The sequence below is a fragment of the Streptomyces sp. PH9007 genome (assembly GCF_059813725.1).
On record NZ_CM187440.1, the window covers coordinates 3,904,963 to 3,928,765 of the forward strand.

22 protein-coding genes and 1 pseudogene are annotated in these 23,803 nt (G+C 71.8%); 10 read left to right on the forward strand and 13 right to left on the reverse strand.

Annotated elements, in window-relative coordinates; all coding sequences use genetic code 11:
• Positions 1 to 49 precede the first annotated feature (49 nt).
• Together ACTFAP_RS17975 and ACTFAP_RS17980 are read right to left on the reverse strand one after the other, a co-directional pair.
• Positions 50 to 235, reverse strand: coding sequence for a hypothetical protein (locus ACTFAP_RS17975; RefSeq protein ID WP_495681501.1), 186 nt, complete (start codon positions 233 to 235; stop codon positions 50 to 52).
• Positions 232 to 429 carry a hypothetical protein gene (locus ACTFAP_RS17980; RefSeq protein ID WP_400010235.1) on the reverse strand — a complete coding sequence of 66 codons (198 nt, stop codon included), beginning with the start codon at positions 427 to 429 and terminating at the stop codon, positions 232 to 234. The genes ACTFAP_RS17975 and ACTFAP_RS17980 overlap by 4 nt, the downstream gene beginning before the upstream one ends.
• A gap of 345 nt (positions 430 to 774) precedes the next feature.
• Here ACTFAP_RS17980 and ACTFAP_RS17985 point away from each other — a divergent pair, with 345 nt between their 5' ends.
• Positions 775 to 1,341 (forward strand): hypothetical protein, encoded by a 567-nt coding sequence (locus ACTFAP_RS17985; RefSeq protein ID WP_495681502.1) that lies wholly within the window; start codon positions 775 to 777, stop codon positions 1,339 to 1,341.
• Positions 1,342 to 1,553: 212 nt separating this feature from the next.
• Positions 1,554 to 2,288, forward strand: coding sequence for a helix-turn-helix transcriptional regulator (locus ACTFAP_RS17990; RefSeq protein ID WP_500466842.1), 735 nt, complete (start codon positions 1,554 to 1,556; stop codon positions 2,286 to 2,288).
• Positions 2,289 to 2,321: 33 nt separating this feature from the next.
• Here ACTFAP_RS17990 and ACTFAP_RS17995 read toward each other — a convergent pair whose 3' ends face one another.
• From ACTFAP_RS17995 to rocD, 6 genes are all read right to left on the reverse strand, one after another.
• On the reverse strand, positions 2,322 to 2,801 hold the full coding sequence (locus ACTFAP_RS17995) for a MarR family transcriptional regulator (protein WP_500466843.1): 480 nt from the start codon (positions 2,799 to 2,801) through the stop codon (positions 2,322 to 2,324).
• Positions 2,802 to 2,889: 88 nt separating this feature from the next.
• Entirely contained in the window at positions 2,890 to 3,837 is a 948-nt protein-coding gene (locus ACTFAP_RS18000; RefSeq protein WP_495681505.1) for a glycine betaine ABC transporter substrate-binding protein, read from the reverse strand.
• A gap of 107 nt (positions 3,838 to 3,944) precedes the next feature.
• Positions 3,945 to 4,934: a malate dehydrogenase gene (locus ACTFAP_RS18005; RefSeq protein ID WP_453854231.1), complete on the reverse strand. Its 990-nt coding sequence runs from the start codon at positions 4,932 to 4,934 to the stop codon at positions 3,945 to 3,947.
• Positions 4,935 to 5,045: 111 nt separating this feature from the next.
• Complete coding sequence (locus ACTFAP_RS18010; RefSeq protein WP_390117776.1) at positions 5,046 to 6,269, reverse strand: NADP-dependent isocitrate dehydrogenase; 1,224 nt, start codon at positions 6,267 to 6,269, stop codon at positions 5,046 to 5,048.
• A gap of 133 nt (positions 6,270 to 6,402) precedes the next feature.
• Positions 6,403 to 7,044 (reverse strand): DUF2690 domain-containing protein, encoded by a 642-nt coding sequence (locus ACTFAP_RS18015; protein WP_495681506.1) that lies wholly within the window; start codon positions 7,042 to 7,044, stop codon positions 6,403 to 6,405.
• Between the two features lie 193 nt (positions 7,045 to 7,237).
• A complete protein-coding gene (gene rocD, locus ACTFAP_RS18020) occupies positions 7,238 to 8,473 on the reverse strand; it encodes an ornithine--oxo-acid transaminase (protein WP_495681507.1) in 1,236 nt (411 codons plus the stop codon).
• Between the two features lie 196 nt (positions 8,474 to 8,669).
• On the opposite strand from rocD, the gene trpS reads away from it, so the two are divergent.
• From trpS to ACTFAP_RS18035, 3 genes and pseudogenes are all read left to right on the forward strand, one after another.
• Positions 8,670 to 9,683 carry a tryptophan--tRNA ligase gene (trpS, locus tag ACTFAP_RS18025; RefSeq protein ID WP_030728900.1) on the forward strand — a complete coding sequence of 338 codons (1,014 nt, stop codon included), beginning with the start codon at positions 8,670 to 8,672 and terminating at the stop codon, positions 9,681 to 9,683.
• 109 nt (positions 9,684 to 9,792) lie between these two features.
• The gene (locus ACTFAP_RS18030; protein ID WP_500466844.1) at positions 9,793 to 10,359 is read left to right on the forward strand and encodes a 2'-5' RNA ligase family protein; all 567 of its coding nucleotides are present in this window, start codon (positions 9,793 to 9,795) and stop codon (positions 10,357 to 10,359) included.
• Positions 10,360 to 10,412: 53 nt separating this feature from the next.
• Positions 10,413 to 11,306 (forward strand): annotated as a pseudogene (locus ACTFAP_RS18035) (YhjD/YihY/BrkB family envelope integrity protein); the annotation flags it as partial.
• A gap of 61 nt (positions 11,307 to 11,367) precedes the next feature.
• On the opposite strand, the gene ACTFAP_RS18040 reads toward ACTFAP_RS18035, so the two are convergent.
• Positions 11,368 to 12,663: a D-alanyl-D-alanine carboxypeptidase family protein gene (locus ACTFAP_RS18040; RefSeq protein WP_500466845.1), complete on the reverse strand. Its 1,296-nt coding sequence runs from the start codon at positions 12,661 to 12,663 to the stop codon at positions 11,368 to 11,370.
• A gap of 208 nt (positions 12,664 to 12,871) precedes the next feature.
• Between ACTFAP_RS18040 and ACTFAP_RS18045 the strand changes: the two genes are divergently transcribed.
• The 4 genes from ACTFAP_RS18045 to ACTFAP_RS18060 all read left to right on the forward strand — a co-directional run bounded on the left by ACTFAP_RS18045 (position 12,872) and on the right by ACTFAP_RS18060 (position 17,513).
• On the forward strand, positions 12,872 to 14,269 hold the full coding sequence (locus tag ACTFAP_RS18045; protein WP_500466846.1) for a metallophosphoesterase: 1,398 nt from the start codon (positions 12,872 to 12,874) through the stop codon (positions 14,267 to 14,269).
• A gap of 171 nt (positions 14,270 to 14,440) precedes the next feature.
• Complete coding sequence (locus tag ACTFAP_RS18050) at positions 14,441 to 14,746, forward strand: carboxypeptidase-like regulatory domain-containing protein (RefSeq protein WP_451749542.1); 306 nt, start codon at positions 14,441 to 14,443, stop codon at positions 14,744 to 14,746.
• Between the two features lie 231 nt (positions 14,747 to 14,977).
• Positions 14,978 to 16,504: an ABC transporter substrate-binding protein gene (locus tag ACTFAP_RS18055; protein ID WP_500466847.1), complete on the forward strand. Its 1,527-nt coding sequence runs from the start codon at positions 14,978 to 14,980 to the stop codon at positions 16,502 to 16,504.
• A gap of 94 nt (positions 16,505 to 16,598) precedes the next feature.
• Positions 16,599 to 17,513: a hypothetical protein gene (locus tag ACTFAP_RS18060; RefSeq protein ID WP_500466848.1), complete on the forward strand. Its 915-nt coding sequence runs from the start codon at positions 16,599 to 16,601 to the stop codon at positions 17,511 to 17,513.
• A gap of 196 nt (positions 17,514 to 17,709) precedes the next feature.
• On the opposite strand, the gene ACTFAP_RS18065 is transcribed toward ACTFAP_RS18060, so the two are convergent.
• The 3 genes from ACTFAP_RS18065 to ACTFAP_RS18075 all read right to left on the reverse strand — a co-directional run bounded on the left by ACTFAP_RS18065 (position 17,710) and on the right by ACTFAP_RS18075 (position 21,283).
• Entirely contained in the window at positions 17,710 to 19,185 is a 1,476-nt protein-coding gene (locus ACTFAP_RS18065) for a DHA2 family efflux MFS transporter permease subunit (RefSeq protein ID WP_500466849.1), read from the reverse strand.
• Positions 19,185 to 19,766: an NADPH-dependent FMN reductase gene (locus ACTFAP_RS18070; RefSeq protein WP_400010214.1), complete on the reverse strand. Its 582-nt coding sequence runs from the start codon at positions 19,764 to 19,766 to the stop codon at positions 19,185 to 19,187. The genes ACTFAP_RS18065 and ACTFAP_RS18070 overlap by 1 nt, the downstream gene beginning before the upstream one ends.
• A 149-nt stretch (positions 19,767 to 19,915) precedes the next feature.
• Positions 19,916 to 21,283 carry an FAD-linked oxidase C-terminal domain-containing protein gene (locus ACTFAP_RS18075; RefSeq protein WP_495681515.1) on the reverse strand — a complete coding sequence of 456 codons (1,368 nt, stop codon included), beginning with the start codon at positions 21,281 to 21,283 and terminating at the stop codon, positions 19,916 to 19,918.
• A 98-nt stretch (positions 21,284 to 21,381) separates the two neighbouring features.
• On the opposite strand from ACTFAP_RS18075, the gene ACTFAP_RS18080 reads away from it, so the two are divergent.
• The gene (locus ACTFAP_RS18080) at positions 21,382 to 22,137 is read left to right on the forward strand and encodes an SAM-dependent methyltransferase (RefSeq protein WP_400010210.1); all 756 of its coding nucleotides are present in this window, start codon (positions 21,382 to 21,384) and stop codon (positions 22,135 to 22,137) included.
• 124 nt (positions 22,138 to 22,261) lie between these two features.
• Here the strand turns inward: ACTFAP_RS18080 and ACTFAP_RS18085 are convergent, their stop codons facing one another.
• Entirely contained in the window at positions 22,262 to 23,767 is a 1,506-nt protein-coding gene (locus ACTFAP_RS18085; RefSeq protein ID WP_500466850.1) for a helix-turn-helix domain-containing protein, read from the reverse strand.
• Between the last annotated feature and the right edge of the window lie 36 nt (positions 23,768 to 23,803).

Consider the following 23,803-nt stretch of genomic DNA (forward strand, 5'->3'; position numbering starts at 1 on the left):
CACAGCCCCCGGGCGCCGGTCCACTCCCGTACCGGCCCCGGGGGCTTCCTCATGCGCGGCGGCGCCGGGGGTCGAGTTTCTGGTCGAACCGGCATTCCGGCGCCCCGGCGGGCGCCGGTTCGCCGCTGAGCGCGTGGCACAACCGCGCGTGCAGGAGTTCCGCCTCGACGGCGGAGAGCGCGACCATCCGGGTCTCGCCGTTCACCGGCACGGGCACCCGGACCGGCGGCGTCACGGCGCCACCACCGTCAGGACCTCGCGCAGACTGCGCTTGAGGACGCAGAAGTGGTACGTCAGCTCCTCGGTGGAGGCGGAGTCGAGCCGCAGGCTCTCCGCATCGGCCAGATTCTCCCGTGCCACCGTCAGAACGGCTTGTTGACGCACCTCCGGCACCGTCGTCCCGACCGATACCGCGTTAGCCTTCGCCATGTTGACGCTCCTTTCCGAGCGTTGACCACGCCCCGGGGCGGCCTCCATCCGTCGCCGGGGCTCCTGAACCGCTGACGTTCTCTCACCCTTCCGGTCAGAACCACGTCATTCCGGTGACAGATCCGACACTTCGCTCCAAGCTTCAGAAGTGTCAGTTCTGACGGAGGAGTGACGTTGAACGAGGCGCTGAAGCGTGCGATCTCTGAAGCGGGAATGTCCGCACGCCAGTTGGCGCGGTCCTGCGAAGTCGAGGACCGTACAGTTGAACGGTGGCTGTATGAGGGGCGGGTCCCCCATCCGCGAACGCGGGGTGCGGTGGCCGAACGCCTGGGAGTGGAGGAGTCTGTGTTGTGGCCCGCCGCCGCGAAGGCCGTGATGAAGATGGGGCCCGACCGGGAAGTGGTCTCGGTCTACCCGTACCGTTCCGCGTGCCCGTCGTCCGTGTGGCGGTCGCTGATCTCGGAAGCACGGCAGGAGCTGACCTTCGCCGGATACACCAACTACTTTCTGTGGCTCGATCACCCGAATCTCTCCGTCGCCCTGCGCAAGAAGGCGGAGGCCGGTGTCCGGGTGCGCTTTCTGCTCGGCGAGCCGGACTCGGAGATCACCCGGCGGCGCGAGGTGGTGGAGGACACCGCGCTCACGCTGTCCACCCGCATCCACATCTCGCTGGAGCACCTGCGCAGGCTGGGCGGGACGGCGGGCATCGAGGCGCGGTACAGCGCCGCCGAGGCACATGTCGCGCTGTCCGTCTTCCGATTCGACGATCAGATGCTGGTGACCCCGCACCTGGCGAATCTGGTCGGGCACGACTCACCCATGCTTCATCTGCGCAGGCTCCAGGACGACGGCCTCTTCGACCGGTTCGCGTCGCACACGGAGCAGCTCTGGGCGGACGGGTCGCCGGTGTAGGGGCCCCGTCGCTGCGGGGTCAGGTGGGCGGCGGGTTCTCGTCCTCCTGGGCCAGTGCCGCCTCGTACGTCTGGAAGGTGTTGACGAACAACTGCCGCTGGTCCGGGGTGAGGGTCTCCACTCACCGTGACGTGCCACAGGTGGTCCACGCGGCGTCAAAGAGGGCGTCAAATGGGTGTCATTCACCGACGGTTGGCGTTACCGTGAGGAGCGTGACGACCACACCGAACAGCGCTCTGCGAGCCGTCCGCATGGGATTGCTCATGAGCCAGGACGACTTGGCCCGTGCGATCAGGGAGGCCGGGGTGCCAGGGGCCTCGAAGCGGCTGGTCCAGCGCTGGGAGGCGGGCGTCACCACCAGTCCGCGGCCGGTGTACGCGCGGGCGCTCGAGCAGGTGACCGGGTTGCCGATCGAGGCGTTGGGTTTCGCCGCGCCCATTCCCCTGGGGGAAGTGGCGGACGACGGCCGGGGCGGCCACGACATGACGGTGGCCGGTACGGAGGCCACCTCCGCGCCGGTGGCCCACGGTCATCGGGCCAACCACTCCGGCATCTGGCTGTCGCGTTACGAATACTTCAGTTCGGGCCGTGGGGCCGCCTTCGTCGGGCTGCACCATGTCGTGGTGCTCCAGCACGGCAGCCGGCTGACGGTCCGCAGCCTCCCCGGCTCCTCGGACTCGGCGCTGATCATGGACCTCGTGGTCGACGGCAATGTCGTCACCGGTACCTGGACCGAGGAGACCGCCCGCGACAGTTACTACCAGGGCGCGCGTTACCACGGCGCGATACAACTCCTGGCCGAGCCCACCGGCCGCCGGATGGCGGGCAAGTGGGTCGGATTCGGCAAGGAATTCGATGTGAACACCGGACCGTGGCAGCTGGTCTTCCAGGACGCCTCCACGGCGAAGGCCGCGGTGGAGAGATACAACCACCGCCCACAGGAGTAACCGCGACCCGCCGGGTCCGCCCGGCGGCCCCTCTCAGGAGTGCGGCTGTTCGCCGATCTCCTGAGCCAGTGCCTCCTCGTACGTGTGGAAGGTGTCGACGAACAACTGCCGCTGGTCCGGGGTCAGCGGGGCCAGGGCCTTGCGCCAGGCCGTCGCGCCGGGGGAGAGCCACTGGGTGATGGCGGGGCGCATGGTGTCGGTGATGCTGATGATGCGGCGGCGGCGGTCGTCCGGGTCCTCGCGGCGTTCCAGGATGTCCTTGCGGCTCAGATCGCCCACCATCAGGCTCACCGTGGTCGGGGCGACCTCCAGCCGGGCGGCGAGGTCATTGACGGTCAGGGGCCCGTCGAACAGCAGACAGGACAGCAGCGACAGATGGCGCGGGGCCAGTGCCATCGACTGGAGCGCCTCGGGCACCTGGATGCGCTTGACGCGCCCGACCATCCGGGGCACCAGCAGCAGGAGTCTCCTGATGGCCTCGTCCACGTCCGCCGCGTCGGAGGGGTTCGACATCACGCACCTCGGGAGTTGTCGTCGTTCGCCGTTCACCGTTCATCGTCGCCGTTGGCCCGGGGGCGCGGGCACGGGGTACGGGCACGGATCAATCCTGCGGCTCCGGCAGCCACTGCTCCACGGCCTCGGGGTTCTCCGTCACCCAGCGCTCGGCCGCGGCCATCGGTGACAGCCCTTCCGCCTCGATCAGCCGGGCGACCTCGTTCTGGTCGTCCGTCGTCCACCGGAAGGCGCGCAGGAACTCGGCGGCCGGGGTCTCGGTCTGGGCGAAGGCGGCGTTGAGGTACTTGCGCGGGGCCAGGTCGGGGTAGGCGCAGGCGACCGTCTCCGGGTCGCTCTGGCAGCCCAGGGTGTACCGGGGGAGCTTTATCTCGGCCATCTCCACCTCGGCGTTCAGCCAGTGCGGCTGCCACCAGTAGGTGAGCAGGGGCGTGCCCTCGGCCGAGGCGCGGGTGATGTTCTCCACCAGGGCGCTCTCGCTGCCCGCTGCCACGGGGGTGAGGTCCAGGCCGAGTTCCTCGATGATCGCCGCGTCGAAGGTGGCGTAGGCGGCGTCGGCCTGGAGAAGTTCGCCGTTGAAGTCCTCGGCGAAGTCGTTGAGGTTCTCCCAGTCGAGGACCTCGGGGTGCGCGTCGGAGAACCGTTTCGGCACGAACCACCCTATGTGGCCGGTGATCCCCAGGTCGCCGGCGTCCACCACGCTGCGCTTCTGCCGGACGTACAGCTCCGTCTTCTCCGGCAGACCGCCCCAGTCCTCCAGCACCGCCTGGACGGTGCCGTCGTTCAGGCCGTCCCAGGCGCGGGCCTGGTCCACCGGCAACCGGTCCACGCCGACGCCCAGCTCGGTCTCCAGCACGTACGCCGCCACGGCCGCGTTGGCCTGCCCGCCCGGCCAGTCGGGGACCGCTATCGCGATCCGTTCGCCCGGCTCCTCACCGGCGCCGGCCACCCCTTCGTCCAGCAGAGCGCAGCCGCCGCTCAGGGTGAGGCCCAGCACCGCGACTCCTGCGATCAGGACGCGCCGGCAGTTCCGCATGGTGTCCGTTCCTTCGGCCTTCAGGCTGGGCGGCGGTGCGGCCCCGTGGCGCGCGCGCGAACGCACGCGCGTACGGGGCCGCATTCCCGCAGGATATGCCCAACCGGTCAGATCAGGCCCAGTGCGCGCACGGCCTCCCGCTCGTCCGCGAGCTCCTGGACGGAGGCGTCGATCCGGGTGCGGGAGAACGCGTTGATCTCCAGACCCTGGACGATCTCGTACGTACCACCCGAAGTGGTGACCGGGAAGGAGGAGATCAGACCCTCGGGAACGCCGTACGAGCCGTCCGACGGGATCGCCATCGAGGTCCAGTCACCGGCGGCGGTGCCGTTCACCCAGGTGTGGACGTGGTCGATGGCGGCGTTGGCGGCCGACGCGGCCGAGGAGGCGCCGCGCGCCTCGATGATGGCGGCGCCGCGCTTGGCGACGGTGGGGATGAATTCATCCGCCAGCCACGCCTCGTCGTTCACGGTTTCGGCGGCGTTCTTCCCGCCGATCTCCGCGTGGAAGATGTCGGGGTACTGGGTCGCCGAGTGGTTGCCCCAGATGGTCAGCCGGCGGATCTCGGAGACCGGGGCGCCAGTCTTCTTCGCCAGCTGGGTCAGCGCCCGGTTGTGGTCGAGGCGGGTCATCGCCGTGAACCGCTCCGCCGGCACGTCGGGGGCCGCCGCCTGCGCGATCAGCGCGTTGGTGTTGGCCGGGTTGCCCACCACCAGCACCTTGATGTCGTCCGCCGCGTGGTCGTTGATGGCCTTGCCCTGCGGCTTGAAGATCCCGCCGTTGGCCTCCAGCAGATCGCCGCGCTCCATGCCCTTGGTACGGGGGCGGGCGCCGACCAGCAGCGCCACGTTGGTGCCGTCGAAGGCGACGTTGGGGTCATCGGAGATGTCGATGCCGTCCAGCAGCGGGAAGGCCGAGTCGTCCAGCTCCATGGCGGTGCCCTCGGCGGCCTTCAGTGCCGGGGTGATCTCCAGCAGCCGCAGCCGGACCGGGACATCGGGGCCGAGCAGCTGGCCGGAGGCGATCCGGAACAGCAGCGCGTAGCCGATCTGGCCGGCCGCGCCGGTGACGGTGACGTTGACGGGGGTGCGGGGCATCTCTGACCAACTCCGGTGATGTGGTGGGGTTCCGAGCGCGCGCGGGCCCCGGTGCCGTTCCGGGGCCCACGCGGTACTGCCGAACTGCCGAACTGCCGAACCGCTGCCGCGTTACGCGGTGGCGGCGATCTTCTTCTTCAGGTTCTCGTCGAGCGCGGCGAGGAACTCCTCGGTGGTCAGCCACGGCTGGTCCTTGCCGATGAGCAGCGCCAGGTCCTTGGTCATCTGACCGGCCTCGACGGTCTCGATGCAGACCTGCTCCAGCTTGTGCGCGAACTCGGTCACCTCGGGGGTGTTGTCGAGCTTGCCGCGGTGGGCCAGACCCCGGGTCCAGGCGAAGATCGAGGCGATCGGGTTGGTGGAGGTCGCCTTGCCCTGCTGGTGCTGCCGGTAGTGGCGGGTGACCGTACCGTGCGCGGCCTCGGCCTCGACGGTCTTGCCGTCGGGGGTCATCAGCACGGAGGTCATCAGGCCCAGTGAGCCGAAGCCCTGGGCGACGATGTCGGACTGCACGTCACCGTCGTAGTTCTTGCAGGCCCACACGTAGCCGCCCTCCCACTTCAGGGCGGCGGCGACCATGTCGTCGATCAGCCGGTGCTCGTAGGTGAGCCCGCGCGCGTCGAACTCCGCCTTGAACTCGGCGTCGAAGACCTCCTGGAACAGATCCTTGAAGCGGCCGTCGTAGGCCTTGAGGATCGTGTTCTTGGTGGACATGTAGACCGGGAAGTTGCGCTCCAGGCCGTACCGGAAGGAGGACCGCGCGAAGTCGCGGATGGAGTCGTCCAGGTTGTACATGGCCAGGGCGACGCCGGAGCTGGGGAAGTCGTAGACCTCCAGCTCGATGGGCTCGGAGCCGTCCTTCGGGGTGAAGGACAGGGTCAGGGTGCCCTCGCCGGGGATCTTGACGTCGGTGGCGCGGTACTGGTCGCCGAAGGCGTGACGGCCGACGACGATCGGCTTGGTCCAGCCGGGGACCAGACGCGGCACGTTCTCCATGATGATCGGCTCGCGGAAGATGACACCGCCCAGGATGTTGCGGATGGTGCCGTTGGGCGAGCGGTACATGCGCTTGAGGCCGAACTCCTCGACCCGCGCCTCGTCCGGGGTGATGGTGGCGCACTTCACGCCGACGCCGTACTGCTTGATGGCCTCGGCCGCGTCGACCGTCACCTGGTCGTTGGTGGCGTCGCGGTGCTCGATGCCGAGGTCGTAGTACTTCAGCTCGACGTCGAGGTACGGAAGGATCAGCTTGTCCTTGATGAACTGCCAGATGATGCGGGTCATCTCGTCGCCGTCGAGTTCGACGACGGGGTTGGCTACCTTGATCTTTGCCATGGGTACGGTCTGTCCCTCCGGGCCGGCTGGGTCGTTCTGGGATCTCAATATCTCGTCATCAAGATACCCAGGCCCACCCTAGCCCCCGCCCCGGCCCCCGCCCAAGGGCCGGGCGCCCCGTCCCGCCCCGCGGCTAATGCCAGGGAGAGTCCTGGGTGGCGTGGATGCAGTACGGCTCCCAGTCACCCGCCCGCTCCCGGCCGGTGGTGGGGGTGGCGCAGACGGTGACCTGGAAGCCCGTGTTGTCGACCTTCGTCATCCTCGTGAAGACGTCTCTGCTGAAGGCGATGCGCGCCTCACGGACGGGCCCGCCGGCCACCTCGGTGGTGACCACGTCGCCCACCTCCCCGGCCGCGATCCTGCCCCAGACGGCATGGCAGTCCGGGCTGTGCCGGATCTGGAGAGCGATGGGGTTGTTCTCCTGCGGGAAGAAGGAGAAGGCGTCGGCGCCGCAGGCCGCGTTCTCCGGGTTGCGGCCGTCGCAGTCCGCACCGGGACAGGTGGCCGGCGGATCGTCCGCGAACATCCGCTCGGCGAGACCGGTGCCTACTGCCCCTGCCCAGCCCACGGCGGCGACACCGGCCAGGCCGCCCACCCACGCCACCGCCTTGTGCCGCCGCACGGCGTCGCGCAGCCGGCGCCAGCGGGAGGCGGTGGGCGGCGGCGCGTCGCTGTCCCCCGGCGCGGTACGGGGCTCGGGGACGGCGGCCCGCCGCCCTTCGTCGTCCGGGAGCGGGGGAGAAGCGTCCCCGGATCCGGTGCTGGTTCCGGTCATGAACCACCTCCGTCGATCACGTCGAATACCGGTAGGGAGCGCGTGCCCCCGGGGGTGGGGCGGCAATCCGGCGCGTGGTCGTACGGGGGTGGGGGTTCGGGAGCGTGTACCGGCGCGTCGGTGGGCAGGGAAGTGCGCCCGGGTACGCCCCCGCCCCTGCCCCCGCCTTCTGGGCCCTCGGCTCAGCCCGCCGTCAGCCGCCCGTCAGCTCCGCCCGCAACTGCTCAAGACCCCAGTCCAGATCCTCCTTGGAGATGACCAGCGGCGGGGCGATACGGATCGTGGAGCCGTGGGTGTCCTTCACCAGCACCCCGCGCCGCAGCAGCCGCTCCGAGATCTCCCGGCCCGTGCCGAGCGCCGGGTCGATGTCCACCCCCGCCCACAGACCGCGCCCGCGCACCCCGGTCACCGCCCCGGCCCCCACCCAGCCGGCCAGCTCCTGGTGCAGCCGCTCGCCCAGGTCGCGCGCCCGGCGCTGCGGCTCGCCCTCCCGCAGCATCGCGATCACCTCCAGCGCCACCGCGCACGCCAGCGGATTGCCGCCGAACGTCGAGCCGTGCTCCCCGGGCCGCAGCACCCCCAGCACCGCGGCCGAGGACACCACCGCCGACACCGGCAGCACCCCGCCGCCCAGCGCCTTGCCCAGGATGTACATGTCGGGCACCACGTGCTCGTGCTCGCACGCGAACGTCGCCCCGGTGCGGCCCAGGCCCGACTGGATCTCGTCCGCCAGGAAGAGGACGTCACGGGCCCGGGTCAGCTCCCGCACCCCCGCCAGATAGCCGGGCGGCGGCACCCGTACCCCCGCCTCGCCCTGGATGGGCTCCAGCAGCACCGCCACCACGTCCCCGGCGTGCTCGTCCAGCACCGCCTCCAGTGCCGCCAGGTCCCCGTACGGCACGATCTCGAAGCCCGGCGTGTAGGGGCCGAAGTCCGCCCGCGCCTCCTCGTCCGTCGAGAAGCTCACGATCGTCGTGGTCCTGCCGTGGAAGTTCTGGTCCGCGACCACGATCTTCGCCCGCCCGGGGCGTACGCCCTTCACACGGTAGCCCCACGCCCGCGCCGTCTTGACCGCCGTCTCCACCGCCTCGGCGCCGGTGTTCATCGGCAGCACCATCTCCATCCCGCACAGCTCGGCCAGCTCGGCGCAGAACGCGGCGAAGTGCTCGTGGTGGAAGGCGCGCGAGGTCAGGGTCAGCCGGCTCAGCTGCGCCCTGGCCTCGGCGATCAGCCGCGGATGCCCGTGCCCGAAGTTGAGCGCCGAGTAGCCGGCGAGCAGGTCCAGATAGCGGCGGCCCTCCACATCGGTCATCCAGGCGCCGCGCGCCGAGGCGATCACCACCGGCAGGGGGGCGTAGTTGTGCGCGCTGTGCTCCTCGGCGGCGCCGATCAGCTCGGCCGACGACTTCCCGGACACGTTCGCGATCATGGGCGCTCTCCTGTGATCTTCCGGCGGCTCTGACGGGGATCATCCGCCGCCGATTGTCGCGCCGGGTGCCGGGACGCGGAAGAAAGCGCGGGCGAACGTCCGGTCAGCGGACAGTGTGCGGCGCCGCCCCCGCACCCGCCGGAACCCCCGCCCCACCCGTGTCACGGACCACCGCGCGCCTGAGACAATGGGTGCCATGGCCACTGATCGTCCCCGCGTGCTCTCCGGAATCCAGCCGACCTCGGGCTCGTTCCACCTCGGCAACTACCTCGGCGCCGTCCGCCAGTGGGTGTCGCTCCAGGAGACGCACGACGCCTTCTACATGGTGGTCGATCTGCACGCCATCACCATCCCGCAGGATCCGGCCGAGCTGCGCGCCTCGACCCGGCTGGCCGCCGCCCAGCTGCTGGCCGCCGGGGTGGACCCGGACCGCTGCACGCTGTTCGTCCAGAGCCATGTCGCCGAGCACACCCAGCTGGCCTGGGTGATGAACTGCCTCACCGGCTTCGGCGAGGCGTCCCGGATGACGCAGTTCAAGGACAAGTCCGCCAAGCAGGGCGCGGACCGCACCACCGTGGGCCTGTTCACCTACCCCGTGCTCCAGGTCGCCGACATCCTGCTCTACCAGGCGGACCAGGTGCCTGTCGGCGAGGACCAGCGCCAGCACGTGGAGCTGACCCGCGATGTCGCCGAGCGCTTCAACGGGCGGTTCGGTCAGACCTTCACCGTCCCGGCGGCGTACATCCTCAAGGAGGCGGCGAAGATCTACGACCTCCAGGACCCGACCGCGAAGATGAGCAAGTCGGCGTCCTCGCCGAAGGGCATCATCAACCTGCTGGACGAGCCGAAGGCGTCCGCCAAGAAGGTCAGGTCGGCGGTGACCGACACCGGTACCGAGGTCCGCTACGACCCGGTGAACAAGCCCGGCATCAGCAATCTGCTGGTCATCCACTCGGCTCTGACCGGCACGACCGTGCCCGAGCTGGAGGAGAAGTTCGCCGGACAGTTGTACGGTGCGCTCAAGACCGAACTCGCCGGGATCGTCGCCGACTGGGTGACGCCGTTCCGGGCGCGGACCCAGGAGTTCCTCGCGGATCCGGCCGAGCTGGACGCGGTGCTCGCCAAGGGCGCCGCCAAGGCCCGCGAGGTGGCCGCCGGGACCCTGGCCACCGCGTACGACCGGGTCGGCTTCCTGCCGCCGCGGCCGTAACCGCCGCACCTCGGGAAGACGACGCAAAAGGGACCACGGCCGCCGCGCGCGGCCCACTCCCACCGGCACACTCGCGGCCGGGCACAGCAGGACAGGAAGGGAGCAGGTTGTGGGGACCGTCACGCTGGGCGTGTCGATCGCGGTGCCTGAGCCGCACGGCAGCAGGTTGCAGGGCTGTCGCCTGGGCTTCGGTGACGCCGCCGCCGCCAAGATCCCCACGCATGTCACCCTGCTGCCGCCGACCGCGGTCGACCCGGCGGCCCGCCCCCGGATCGAGGAGCACCTGGCGGGCATCGCCGCCGCCGGGCGCCCCTTCCCCATGCGGCTGTACGGCACCGGCACCTTCCGGCCGCTGTCCCCGGTGGTCTTCGTCCAGGTGGTCGAGGGCGGTTCGGCGTGCGGCTGGCTCCAGGAGCGGGTGCGCGACCCGCGGGGCCCGCTGGCGCGGCAGCTCCAGTTCCCGTACCACCCGCATGTGACCGTGGCGCACGGCATCGAGGAAGAGCGCATGGACGCCGCCGAGACCGAGCTGGCCGAGTACGAGGCGGCCTGGACGGCGAGCGGCTTCGCCCTGTACGAGCAGGGCCGCGACGGCGCGTGGCGGCTCCAGCGGGAGTTCCTCTTCGCGACGGTGGAGACGGCCGAGCGCACCCCGGAGCCGGAGAACGCCGCGTGACCCGCGCCGCGTAACCCCTTGTCCGCCACTCCCACGGCCCTACAGTCTCCACCATGGAAAACGGGAGAAGCGGGAGAAGTACGGAGAAAGCCCCCGGCCGTCCGGCGGGGGCCACCGGCATCGGCGGCGCCCACCCCGGCACCCTCAGGGAACGCGGCCTGACCGTCCAGGAACGCCTGGCCCGGGTGCCCCGCGTCGGGCCCGCCTTCGCCGCCCTGTTCGCCTCCCGCCCCTACCGGGTCTGGGAGTATCTGGAGGACCGGGTGTGGACCCGGCTCGCCGCCGCGATCACCTTCACGTCCTTCCTCACGCTCTTCCCCGCCATCGCGCTGGCCGCCGCCATCACCGCCGCCGTGCTCAACGACGCCCAGGTCGTCCGCGTCGAGGACTGGTTCACCGACCAGGTCCCCGGCATCTCCCAGCAGCTCGACCTCCAGTCCTTCTTCGCCAACTCCCGCGCCATCGGCCTGGCCGCCCTGCTCCTGCTGCTGCCCACCGGTGCCGCCTGGATCGACTCGCTGCGCGGCACCCTGCGCGCCGTGTGGGACCTGCCGGAGCCCGACGGGAACCCGCTGCTGCGCAAGATCAAGGATGTCGGCGTCCTGGCCGGCCTCGGCGCCGTGGTGCTCGCCTCACTGGGCGCCTCCGCCCTGGCCATCAACGCCGTGCACTGGGCCACCAGCTGGCTCGGCGTGGAGCGCAACGGTGTCGCGCAGGCCCTGCTCCAGGCCGCCGCGTACGTCCTGGCCATGGCGGTGACCTTCGCCCTGCTGCTGTACGTCCTGGCCTGGCTGCCCGGCGTACGGCCGCCCCGGGGCGCCCTGCTGGGCGCCTGCCTGGTCGGCGCGATCGGCATCGAGCTGCTCAAGCTGCTGCTCGGCGGCTATCTGATCAACATCGCCGGGCGCACCGTCTACGGGGCGTTCGGCGCGCCGATCGCCCTGCTGGTGTGGATCAACCTGATCGCCCGGCTGCTGCTGGCGTGCTGTGCCTGGACGGCCACGGCGGTCAGCGCGGGGGAGCGGACCGGCGCAGACGTTCTGGGAGCTTCTGGAGGGCGGCGGGCAGCGGGTGGCGTCGGTGGAAGACGTAGGCGGCGACGGCCATCAGGACCAGCGCCCCGCCCGTGACGCCCAGGACGGTGCCCACGCTCGCCGGTCGGGCGTCGGTGCCCGCGGCGGTGGCGCCGTCGATGGGGGTGCCGCCCTTCCCGTCGCCCTCGGAGACGCTCGCCTCGCGGGCGGCGGCCTCGATCTCGCTGAGCGGCGGCACCAGCTCGCCGACCGGCTCGATGTGGTCGGCCGCCTCGAAGCCCCAGTCGAAGAGCGCGGCGGTCTCCCGGTACACCTGGAGGCTGTCGCCCTCGGACGGGTTCATGCAGGTGACCAGCAGCACCCGGTCGCCGCGCTCGGCGACGCCGGTGAAGGTGTGTCCGGCGTTGGTGGTGTAGCCGTTCTTCACCCCGGCGACGCCCTCGTACGGCTCCAGGCCGCGGTCGCCGACCAGCAGCCGGTTGGTGGACTGGACCTGGTACGGCTCGCGCTTGCCGGGCTTGCCGTCCTCGTCCTCCTCCGGCGCGCCGCCGGGGAACTCGGTGCGGACGGTGGCGGCGTAGCGGCGGAAGTCCTCGTTCTTCAGACCGTCGCGGGCGATGAGGGTGAGGTCGTAGGCCGAGGAGGTCTGGCCTTCGGCGTCGTAGCCGTCCGGGCTGACCACGTGGGTGTCCAGCGCCTGGAGGTCGGCGGCGCGCTCGTTCAGCTCGGCGACGGTGGCCTCCATGCCGCCGTTCATGGCGGTGAGCGCGTGCACGGCGTCATTGCCGGAGGCGAGGAAGACCCCGTGCCACAGGTCCTCCACGGTGTACGTCTGGTGGTCGGCGATACCCACCGCGCTGCTGCCCGCGCCCATGCCCACGAAGTGCTCCGGCTCGGCCGTGTACACCTCGTCCGCGTCGAACTTGGGGATGAGGGTGTCCGCGAACAGCATCTTGAGGGTGGAGGCGGGGGCCAGCCGGCGGTGCGCGTTGTGGGCGGCCAGCACCTCGCCGGTCTCGGCGTCGGCCACGATCCACGCCCGGGAGGAGATGTCCTCGGGCAGTTCGGGGGCGCCGGGCCCCAGCGACACCTGCGGGCCCGGCACGCCGAGTCGCTCGCCGCCGATGACGGTGGTGTCGTCGGAGGAGACCGAGGGGGCGGCGGGGGCGGCTGTGGCGGGGGCGGCGGCCGGGAGCAGGACGGCGGCCGGCAGCAGGGCGGCGGCGAGGGGGAGCGTCAGGGAGTGGCGCACGCGGGGGCGGCGGGCCATGATCCGAAAAGAGGGCGATCGCAGAATCGGCACAACGCGAACTTACCCATAGCCGGTACGGCCCTGGCCAGCGCAGGGGCCCGAATCGGTGAGGCGGCGCGTTCATCCGGGCGATGATCGTAGGAGCATCGGTCGGGCGTGTCATCGCGTTCGGTGGTTTCTGCGTCTTGACCGGTGAACCCGTGTCAGTGAGAGGATCTGGATCTTCATGGCCATCGTCGGGGCCCTTGTCGTACTGCTGCTGCTCAGCGCCGTTCACTGGTACCTGTGGAAACGGCTCGTCGCGGACGTGTCCGCGCCGGGCGGGGTGTACCGGCGGGTGGGGACCGTCGTGCTGGTGGTGATGCCGGTCACCACCGTGCTGTTCCAGTTCGGCGCCACCTTCGGCCTGCCGTTCGAGGTGGAGAAGGCGGTCGCGTGGCCGGGCAGCTACTGGATCGCGGTGCTGCTGTACCTGCTGCTGTCGCTGGCGGTGGGGGAGGTGCTGCGGCCGCTGCTGCTGCGGGTGCTGCGCCGTCGTGACGCGCGGCGCGCGGAGCGGGCCGGCGGGCCGGGCGAGTCCGTGGAGGCAGCGGGGGCCGAGGTGTCGGACGAGCCCGTGGCGGACCGCGAGGACGAGCCGGTGACGGTCGGCGCCGCCGGTGGTGGTGGCGCGGGTGGTCCGGGCAAGGGCGCCGGTTCCGCCGGGCTCCCGGACGCGCCGGAGCAGCAGGCGGAACCGGCGGGGCCGGCGGACGCCGCACCGGAGCGGGCACCGGAAGGCGCGCCGGGCCGTACCGAGCCGGACCGCCGTCAGTTCGTGGCCCGTACGGTGGCGGCCGGCGCCGGCCTGGTCGCGGCGGGCACCGTCGGCTACGGCAGCTACCGCTTCCGGCAGCTGACCACCAAGCACGTGCGGGTCCCGCTGGCGAAGCTGCCGCGCGCCGCGCACGGCTACCGGATCGCGGTGGTCAGTGACATCCACCTCAGCGCGATACTCGGCAGTTCGCACAGCCGCCGGATCGTGGACGCCATCAACCGCTCCCAGCCCGACCTGATCACGGTGGTCGGGGACATGGTGGACGCGGAGGTCTCCGACCTGCGCTCGGCGGCGGCGCCGCTGGCGGAGCTGGAGGCGGCGGACGGCGCGTACTTCGTCACCGGCAACCACGAGTACTACGTGGACACCCTGGAGTGGGTGGACCACGTCCGGGAGCTGGGCATGATCCCGCTGGAGAACGCCCGGGTGGAGCTGCCGTTCTTCGATCTGGCCGGGGTCAACGACGTCCAGGGCGAGGGCACCGCGCACGGCGGTCCGGACTTCGAGGCGGCGCTGGGGGACCGCGACCGGCAGCGGGCCAGTGTGCTGATGGCGCACCAGCCGGTGCTGATCCATGACGCGGTGGACGCGGGCGTCGATCTCCAGCTGTCGGGGCACACGCACGGTGGCCAGATGTGGCCGTTCACCTATGCCGCGGATCTGGCCAATCCGACCCTGGCCGGGCTGGAGCGGTACGGGGACACCCAGCTGTACGTGTCGCGCGGCGCCGGGGCGTGGGGTCCGCCGGTCCGGGTCGGTGCGGACCCGGACATCACGGTCATCGAGCTGGCTTCGACGCAGACCTGAGCCGTCGCCCGGAAACATGGCCCGAGCGGGGCCGGACCGGACATCCGTCCGAATTTCGTCTCATCCTCTTCTGTCGGTCAACTATTCGGCCCACTCTGATGTCTTGGATAACGACATGGGAACAGATGAAGTGCGCAACAGCTACGATGCGCATGGACATAGGAGGACAAAGTGAGCAAATCGGAGTCCGGGGCCGTTGCGGGGGACGCTCTGGTCATCCGGGGTACGGTCCGCGACTCGCTCGGTGTGGCGCTGCCGCGGGCCGTGGTGACCCTGGCTGTTCCTGGGGGCAGACAGCTGGAGAAGACACGAAGCGCCGCCGACGGCGGCTTCCAGGTGCGGGCGCCCGGGGAGGGCGACTATCTGCTGGCGGCCTTCTCGCCGCAACTGGGCACGCAGAGCGTTACGGTGAGCCTCGACGGGCGGCCTGTCGAGGTGGAGTTCCGCATCGATGTGCCGGGCACAGTGGTGCCGTAGCGGCTTGATCACGGGGCGAGTTGTGGCCGGTCCGTTGTCTCCCGCGTGGTGCACGGGATATGCCCCTGTGGTTGGCTTGGCCCGCGACATGTCTTCCGATGAAGGGCGCGGCGGGTGCGAGGGATCCGAGCCAAAGGGGCCATAGGCATTGGGCTGGCCGTAGTGCTGGTCTTGGGCGCCTTTGGCGGTTGGTTGCTGTTCGGGCCGAAGGGGAGCGACAAGGACCCGATCGTGGTGGGGAGCACATCCCCACCCACCAGCGTGGACCCGGGGGCCGCCACCGACGCGGCGGCCTGGTACCTGATGAGCAACCTGTACCAGTCGCTGCTCACCTTCGTTCCGGGGAAGGAAGAGCCGGAGCCGGACGCGGCCGAGAGCTGCGGCTTCACCGACACCGAGCTCACCGTCTACCGCTGCACGCTGCGTGAGGGCCTCACCTTCAGCAACGGGCGGGAGATCACCCCGGACGACGTGAAGTTCTCCTACGACCGGATCCTCGCCATGGGCGAGCGGGCCAGCCGCGAGGCGGATGACCCGAACATCCCGGAGGGCGAGAAGTTCAACTACTCCGGGCCGATCACTCTGCTCAGCTCGCTGGAGGCGGTCCGGGTCGACGGCCAGGACATCGTCTTCGAGCTCTCCCACACCGACGCCACCTTCCCGTTCATCGTGGCCGGTACGACGGGCGCCATCGTCGACCGGGAGAAGTACGAGGAGCTGGAGGTCCGTACGGACAACAAGGTCGACGGCTCCGGTCCGTACCTGCTGAAGTCGTTCACCCCGGACGTGAGCGCCGAACTGGTGCCCAACCCGAACTACGACGGCCCGTACGAGGTCTCCGACTTCCCCATCACCGTCCGCTACTTCGTGCAGGACGAGGACGGCACCTCCGCCGAGGACCTGCTGGCGGAGTCGTGGGACCGGGGCGAGATCGACGTCGCGGACGGCAAGCTGCCGCCCGAGGTGGTCGCCGAGATCAACTCGGCCTCGCCCGAGTACCGGGTGTACGAGTCGACCGGTGGCTCGATCCGCGTGATGACGCTGGCCACCGACATCGAGGGTTCGGTGATGTCGGACGAGACCGTGCGCCAGGTGGCCGCGGCCGTCCTGGACCGGCAGGCGATCGCCCGCCAGGTGCAGCGCAACACGGTGGAGCCGCTGTACTCCCTCATACCCGTGGGCTTCACCGGCCACGGCACCCCGTACCACGACCTGTACGGTGACGCGCCCGACCCGGCGGAGCTGACCCAGAAGCTGGAGTCGGCCGGCTACGAGCTGCCGATCCCGTTCCACCTCGCCTACTCGCGTGGTGCCGCCAACCACGAGGAGGCCGAACTCATCCAGCAGCAGCTGGAGGCCGACGGCCTGTTCGACGTGGAGATCGAGTACTACGACTGGCAGGAATTCATCCCGATGAAGAACGCCGGGGAGTTCGAGGCGTACCTCATCGGCTGGCGCCCGGACTACCCGGACCCCGCCACCTTCACCGACTCGCTGCTCGGCCCCGGTGACAGCATGCGCACCGGTTACGTCAACAGCGAGATCTACGGTCTGATCGAGGAGACCCAGGCGGAGTCCGACCGGGGCCGCACCGACGACAGCTTCCGCGAGATCCACGAACTGGCCGCCGACGCCGCCACCATCGTGCCGATCTGGCAGGAGAAGCGGCTGGTGCTGGCCGGTCCCGACATCACGGGCCTGCAGCACCTCCAGGGCAGCTCCGGCGTTTGGCGCCTGTGGGAACTGAGCCGCCTGTAAGGGCCGTTGCCCCCACCGACACACTGCCGCCGCCCGGCCGGACACCTTCCGGCCGGGCGGCGGCATGTCTGCGTCATGCGGGACCATGGCGCACATGACACGTTTGCGCCACACGATCTCCGTGCCGGCCCTCGACCGCCGCGAGACGGAGAGCCTCCTCCCGGCGCTGCACGAGATCGCCGAGAGCCAACTGGTGTGCCAGGCCGACGCGATACCCGACGAGGAGATCCGCGCGCACGCCGAGCGCGGCGAACTGGCGCTGCCCCGTAGGCTGCGCCAGGGCGAACGGTTCACGGCACCGCTGGACGACACCGCGCAGCTGACCACGACCGTCTGGGCGTGGGACCGCCGTGCGGAGAGCGCGGTGAAGCTGGAACTGGCCTCGTCGCGCCCGGACCTGGAACAGGCCGAGGGCACGGCGGAGGTGAGCTTCCGCAGCGCGGAGCACCCGGGGCGGCTCGAGGTGTCGGCGCGCGGGGCGCTGAACCGTTGGACGGTGTTCGGCCGCCGGATGGTGTGGGGAGAGGGCAGCGCGCGGCTGGACTGGCCCCGCTGGTGGGAGGCGGTGACCACCGGCGCGGACGGTCCGGCGCCGGTGACGGCGGAGGCCGCGTTCACCCTGGCCCGTGCCACGGTGGCGATCACCCCGGGCCGGGGCGAGCCGGGCGAGTGGCTGCTGGAGATCAGCGTGACCGTCAGGGGCCGTGGCATCTGGCGCCCGCTGGCCGGCACGGCGCTGTGGCTGGCGAGGGGGGCCGTCCGCCGGCGTTTCGCGGAGCAGTTGGACGAGGCGGCGCGGGAGCTGCGCGACGAGGACTTCGGCCGGTTCCCCCGTACCCCCGAGGAACTCCTGGCGCTGTACCTGGAGTCCGTCCTCCACGACACCGAGGAGGACGAGGAGAACGAGGAGGAGAACGGCGCACCGCGTGACACGGTGGGCGAGGTGTTCCTCGGGAAGGGCGGCGAGGAGAAGGCCGCCGGGCCCGACCGGGCCACGGACCGTCCCTGACCCGCCGCGGCGGCCGGGGCTCACCCGGCGAACGCGCCCGGCCCGCGCCGCGGTCCCGACGGCCCGGCGCGGGACCCCGCTCGGGGCGCCCCGCCTCCCGCCGCATGTGCGGTGCGCCCGGCCGTACCGGCGGGATCCGGGAACGCCCCCGCTGTCCCGGATCCCGCCGGCTCCGCCGCCCGGCCACCGCCCCCCGTCAGCCGGTCCGTTCCGGTCGGTGGCGGGAAGACAGCAGGGCCGGGATCAGGGCCAGCAGGACCGCCGCCATGGGCCACAGGTACGCGTGCCGGACGGCCTGCGTCATCGTCTCCGGACCGGCCTGCGTGAACGACTCGGTCAGGCGCCGCGACATCAGCAGGGAGACCGCCGCCGCGCCCACGGAGGCGGCGATCTGGGAGAAGATCGCGATCAGCGTGGACGCCGCCGGGGCCTGGTCCGGGGGCAGCCCCCGGGTGGCGGCGGCGATGCTCGGCATCAGGGTCATGCCGCCCCCCGCGCCGATCACGATCAGCGCGATCATCAGCCGCCAGTACGGGGTGTCCGCCTGCGCCTGGAGCGCGAACCCGGCGAACCCGGCGGCGCCCAGCAGCACGCCCGGCACCACGATGTACCGGGGCGCCACCCGGTCGGTCAGCCGGGTCGCGAACTGCATCACCGTTCCCGACGCGAGCGCCAGTGGCGCGCCCATCAGCCCGGCGGTCAGCACGGACGCGCCCCGTACCGACTGGAAGTAGATCGGCGCCAGCATCATCGAGCCGAAGTAGCCGGTGGCGAAGAGGAACACCGTCGCCACCCCCACGGCGAGCCGGCGTTCCGCCAGCAGCCGCAGCCGTACCAGGGGCGCGGTCGTGCGCAGGGCGCGTACCGCGAAGGCCGTGATCAGCACCAGGCCGGCGGCGGTGGGCACGAGCGCCTCCGCCGAGGTCATGCCCGACTCGCCCTCCGCGCCCCGGGTCAGCCCGTAGATGAACGCGCCGAGACCGGGCGAGAGCATCAGCAGCCCCGGCAGGTCCAGGCGCTGCCCCGACCGGGGTGCGTCGCGCGGCAGCAGCCGTACCGCCAGCAGCACGGCGAGCACGCCGACCGGCACGTTGATGAGGAACATCCAGCGCCAGGAGACGGAGTCGATGAGCAGTCCGCCCAGCACCGGGCCGGTGAGCGGGCCGATGAGGATGGGGATGCCCAGCAGGCTCATCACCTTTCCGTTGTCGCTGCCGCGCCGGGCCGCCGCCTGGAGCATGACGGCCATGCCGACCGGGGACACCAGGCCGCCGGCCAGGCCCTGCAGGACGCGGAAGGCGATCAGCGATTCCATGTTCCAGGCCAGGCCCGCCAGCGCGGAGCCGACCGTGAAGGCGGCGACGGCGGTGAGGTAGACGCGCCGGTTGCCGAACCGGCCCATCGCCCATCCGGCGGTGGGGATGACGGCGGCCAGCGCCAGGGTGTACCCGGAGGAGACCCACTGCACGGTGGTGATCGCGGCCCCGAACTCCCGGGCCAGGGTGGGGTAGGCGATGGCGACGATGGTGGTGTCCAGCACGATCATCACCGAGCCGATGATGATGACGGTGGCCAGCGCCCCCAGCCGCGGCGCGGGTGACCGCGGCGGGAGCGGGGCGGCCGGCCTGTCGCCGGGGGATATCGCGGGGTCGCCGGCCTCGGCGGTGCGCATCAGCGGGCTCCGTACGGCTGTACGGCGCGGGCCTCGCTCAGCGCCCGGCCCCACCAGGCGAGTTGGTCGAGCATGGTCTTGGCGGCACCGCCGCAGCCCTCGGGGTCCACGGGGCGGCCGGTGTCGTCGAAGCTGCCCCACACCCCGTGGAAGCTGACGGTGTCGCGGACGGAGACGGCGTGCAGTTCGGCGAAGACCTGCCGCAGCTGCTCGACGGCGCGCAGGCCGCCGGAGACGCCGCCATAAGAGACGAAGCCGACCGGCTTGGCGTGCCACTCCTTGTTGTGCAGGTCGATGGCGTTCTTGAGGCCGGCCGGGAAGCTGTGGTTGTACTCGGGGGTGACGACGGTGAAGACGTCCGCCGCGGCCAGGCGGGCGGCGAGGGCGTCGGTGCCGGGGGTGTCGCCGGCCATGTCCAGCGGCAGGGGGTGTTCGGCGAGGTCGATGACGTCGACGGTCATGTCGGTGCGGCTCGCGGCGTGTTCGGCGAACCAGCGGGCGATGGTCGGTCCCATGCGGCCCTCGCGCACGCTGCCGACGATGACGGCGAGGCGGAGCGGGGGGTGGGGGATCGGTGACATGGCGATGTCCTGTCCTGTTCCGGTGGGTCCGGCCGGAGCGGCCGGGCATCGCCCATGCTGATACTTCAAGGAAACTTGAGGTCAAGCCCCGGCCGCGCGACCCGCCCGCCCCTCGCGCGACCCGCCCGCCGCCTCGCCCGCGCGGGCCGTCAGAACACCTTGCCCGGGTTGAGAATCCCCAGCGGGTCGAACACCGCCTTGATCCCGCGCTGCAACTCCAGGACGTCGGGCCCCAGTTCGCGGGCCAGCCAGTCCCGCTTGAGCACCCCGACCCCGTGCTCGCCGGTGATGGTGCCGCCCAGTTCCAGGCCCAGCGCCATGATCTCGTCGAACGACTGCCGCGCCCGCCGCGTCTCGTCCTCGTCCGAGGCGTCGAAGCACACGGTGGGGTGCGTGTTGCCGTCCCCGGCGTGCGCGATGACGCCGATGGTCAGCCGGTGCCGGCCGGCGATCTCCGCGACCCCGTCCAGCAGTTCGGCCAGCCGGGCCCGGGGCACGCACACATCGTCGATCATCGTGGTGCCCTTGACCGCCTCCAGCGCCGAGAGCCCGGCGCGCCGCGCCGCCAGCAGCATCTCGGATTCGGCGGCGTCCTCGGCCGGTACGACCTCGGTGGCGCCCGCCGCCCGGCACAGCTCGCCGACCGCCGCCAGCTCGGCGCCCGGCTCCGGGGTGTCGAACCCGGCCAGCAGCAGCGCCTCGGTGGACTCCGGCAGCCCCATCCGCATCATCCGGTTCACGGCCTGGACGGAGGTGCGGTCCATGAGTTCCAGCAGCGAGGGGGCGTGACCGGCCGCCATGATCCGGCACACCGCGTCCCCGGCGGCGGCCGTCGAGGCGAACTCCGCCGCCAGTACCAGCTGCTGGGGCGGCGCCGGCTTCAGCGCCAGCACCGCCCGCACCACTACGCCCAGGGTGCCCTCGGACCCCACGAACAGCCGCGTCAGGTCGTACCCGGCGACCCCCTTGGCGGTGCTGCGGCCCGTCGACAGCAACCGGCCGTCGGCCAGCACCACATCGAGCCCGAGCACATACTCGGCCGTCACCCCGTACTTCACACAGCACAGCCCACCGGCTCCGGTGCCGATGTTCCCGCCGATGGTGCACTGCTCCCAGCTGGACGGATCCGGCGGGTACGCCAGCCCGTGCCCCGCCACCGCCTTGGACAGCTCGGCGTTGACGACCCCCGGCTCGACCACCGCGATCCGGTTCACCGGGTCGATGTCGAGGACGCGGTTCATGCGCACCAGCGACAGCAGAACGCACCCGTCCACGGCGTTGGCCGCCCCCGACAGCCCGGATCTGGCCCCCTGCGGCACGACGGGAACCCGCAGCTCGCTCGCCACCCGCAGGACATGCCGTACCTGCTCCACCTCGCGCGGCAGCACCACCGCCGCCGGGGTGCCGGCCGGGCAGAAGCTGGCCATGTCGTGGGCGTACGAAGCGAGGACATCGGCGTCGGTCAGCACGGCCTCGGCCGGCAGACCCTCCCGCAGCCGGGACACAAGATCGCTCATATTCCGCATCCTGGCACCGTCCCGGGAAGGGCGGAAGCCCACGCGCGCCACCGGGAAATTCGCTGGCCGGGCCCCCTGACCGGTGAGATCTTGGCCGGATGCAGCCTTACAACAGACACCTCATCACCCATGCCCGCCACCCGATCGCGGCCCCGCTCCATCCGCACTCCGTCCTGGAACTGCTGGAGCGGGCCCTGGGGGAGGACGACGCGGCGGGGTTGCGGGTGCTGGACGTGGGCTGCGGAGAAGCGGCGTGGCTGCTGGAGGCGCTGGATCATTTTCCCGGGCTGCACGCGGTGGGCGTCGACATCAACGCCGCCGCACTGGCCCGCGCGGCGGAGGAGGCCGAGGCGCGCGGCGTCGCGGACCGGCTGGAACTGCACGAGCTGAGCGCGGCCGACTACCACGCCCCCGAACCGTTCGACGTCGTCCTGTGCGTGGGCTCCACCCACGCCTTCGGCGGGCTGCTGCCCACCCTGGACGCCCTCCGCGCACACCTCGCGCCGGGCGGCCGGGTCCTGATCGGTGACGGCTTCTGGGAAAGCGAACCCTCCCCGGCCGTGCTGGAGGCGCTGGGGGAGGAGCCGGACGCCTACGCCGACCTGGCCACCACGGTCGACCGTGTCGTCGCCGCCGGCTGGGCCCCGGTCTACGGGCACACCAGCACCCTGGACGAGTGGGACGACTACGAGTGGTCCTGGACCGGATCGCTGACCGCCTGGGCGCTCGATCACCCCGACCACCCCAGGGCGCGGGAGGCCGCCGAGACGGCGGCGGCGCACCGTGACGCGTGGCTGCACGGCTACCGGGGCACCTTCGGCTTCGTCAGTCTGGTGCTGCGCGGCACGCGCTGAGCCGGCGCGGCCGGGTCACTACGAGGGATCCGCGACCGTGCGCTCCACCCGATCGCGGATCCCTCGCCCCCCGATGGTGACTATGCGAGTAGACCGCCAGGACGGCACCGGGCACAAGGGCGGGTCACTGTGCACGGTGCCCAGAATCGTCCTCGTCGCTGGACACGCTGATCCGCAGCGCGTGCACCAGATCGTGGATGCCGGACCCGGAGGCGCTCAGGTCGCGGTGCAGCAGCCGTTCGGCGGTCCGCAGGTGGGCGGTGACGGTGGTGCGGCTGAGGCCCAGCTCCCGGGCGGCCCGCCGGGCGTCGGCGTTGGCGTCGATCCAGCCGCGCAGGGTGTCGCGCACGCGATGGTGTTCCTCCCCGGCCAGCGGGGTCCAGAACGCCCGCGCCCAGCGCCGCGCCGCGTCCGTCTCCAGCAGGTCGGTGAGCCGTGGGGCACCGCCCGCGCCGGGCTCCGGGTCGGGCTCCGGCTCGCCGGCCCAGGGCGATTCCGCCCGCCGCGCCGCCAGAGCCACGGCCAGGTGCAGCGCGGCCCGGTCCCGTACGGCGTGCAGATCCATGCCCAGCGCGTGCTCCACCTCCCGCACGTGCGCGCCGACGGTAGTCCTGCTGAGGTTCAGGAACCGGGCCACCCCGGCGCGGGGCATGCCCAGCGCGAGACCGGTGATGTCCACGGCGAGCCGTGGCACCCCGTCCAGGGGGCGCAGCAGCCCGGCGGCCCAGCGGCCGGCGGGGGCGGGCGGCAGCAGCCGCGCCAGGGGTTCGCGTCCCTCGTAGCCGGCGATCCGGTCCGGGGTGGTGCGGGCGACGGCCAGCGCGTGCCGGGCCTGTTCGTACGCCTCGGCGGTCGCGGCCAGCGGCTGCACGGCGCTGATGCCCAGCGTGTACGTACGGTTCGCGCCGACCAGATCGCGCAGCGCGCCGGCCAGCGGCTCGCCCGCCGGATCGTCCTCCGGGATCAGACAGATCAGATGCTCGTCGTACACCGGGCAGCGCACCATCAGGGCCCGGCCGTGGAAGCCGGACGGATCCTGGTACGTCTGCGCCAGCCGGTCCCGGTCCCCCGGCGCACAGCGCAGCAGATGGACGCGCGCCCGCTCCGTCTCCAGCACCCCGGCCGGATCGCCCGCCGACATCCGCCGCGCCAGCACCGGGTCCCCCGCCATCAGCGCCTGGAACAGTGCGAGCCGCAGCTGCCGGGCCTTGCGCTGGTAGCCCCGCCGCGCCGCGTCCGTCTCCCGGGCCCGGAACAGCAGGTCGAGCACCCCGCACACCTGCGAGGCGACGGCCGACTCCGCACGGTCCGGGGCCCGTTCAGCGGCCACCACGAGCACCCGGTGCGGCGGCCGGGGACCGATCCGCTCCAGCCGCAGCCACCACGACCCGGCCCCGCCCTCGGTGGTGGTGGCGGCCGACGCCAGCCGGCCGCCGACCACCCGGGCGGCCAGCTCCTGGAGGCCGGCCCGCGCCACGGACGGAAACCCCGCGGTGGCCTCCTCGACCTCCACCGGGCCATCGCCGCGCCCGCTCACCACCGCCACCTGGGCGTCCAGACGCGCCCCCAGCCACTCCAGCACGCCGCCCACACCCGCCGGGCCCCCGGCGGCCCGAAGCAACCCCTCCACGGCAACCATCCCCTCGCACCAGCGCGGCCCACGACA

Coding starts and splice junctions, on each gene's coding strand:
- ACTFAP_RS18010 (WP_390117776.1), bottom strand. CDS start 6,269: ATGGCAAAGATCAAGGTAGCCAACCCCGTCGTCGAACTCGACGGCGAC.
- ACTFAP_RS18045 (WP_500466846.1), top strand. CDS start 12,872: ATGGCCATCGTCGGGGCCCTTGTCGTACTGCTGCTGCTCAGCGCCGTT.
- ACTFAP_RS18080 (WP_400010210.1), top strand. CDS start 21,382: ATGCAGCCTTACAACAGACACCTCATCACCCATGCCCGCCACCCGATC.
- ACTFAP_RS17980 (WP_400010235.1), bottom strand. CDS start 429: ATGGCGAAGGCTAACGCGGTATCGGTCGGGACGACGGTGCCGGAGGTG.
- rocD (WP_495681507.1), bottom strand. CDS start 8,473: ATGATCGCGAACGTGTCCGGGAAGTCGTCGGCCGAGCTGATCGGCGCC.
- ACTFAP_RS18060 (WP_500466848.1), top strand. CDS start 16,599: ATGACACGTTTGCGCCACACGATCTCCGTGCCGGCCCTCGACCGCCGC.
- ACTFAP_RS18040 (WP_500466845.1), bottom strand. CDS start 12,663: ATGGCCCGCCGCCCCCGCGTGCGCCACTCCCTGACGCTCCCCCTCGCC.
- ACTFAP_RS18065 (WP_500466849.1), bottom strand. CDS start 19,185: ATGCGCACCGCCGAGGCCGGCGACCCCGCGATATCCCCCGGCGACAGG.
- ACTFAP_RS18075 (WP_495681515.1), bottom strand. CDS start 21,283: ATGAGCGATCTTGTGTCCCGGCTGCGGGAGGGTCTGCCGGCCGAGGCC.
- ACTFAP_RS17995 (WP_500466843.1), bottom strand. CDS start 2,801: ATGTCGAACCCCTCCGACGCGGCGGACGTGGACGAGGCCATCAGGAGA.
- ACTFAP_RS18005 (WP_453854231.1), bottom strand. CDS start 4,934: ATGCCCCGCACCCCCGTCAACGTCACCGTCACCGGCGCGGCCGGCCAG.
- ACTFAP_RS18000 (WP_495681505.1), bottom strand. CDS start 3,837: ATGCGGAACTGCCGGCGCGTCCTGATCGCAGGAGTCGCGGTGCTGGGC.
- trpS (WP_030728900.1), top strand. CDS start 8,670: ATGGCCACTGATCGTCCCCGCGTGCTCTCCGGAATCCAGCCGACCTCG.
- ACTFAP_RS18070 (WP_400010214.1), bottom strand. CDS start 19,766: ATGTCACCGATCCCCCACCCCCCGCTCCGCCTCGCCGTCATCGTCGGC.
- ACTFAP_RS18015 (WP_495681506.1), bottom strand. CDS start 7,044: ATGACCGGAACCAGCACCGGATCCGGGGACGCTTCTCCCCCGCTCCCG.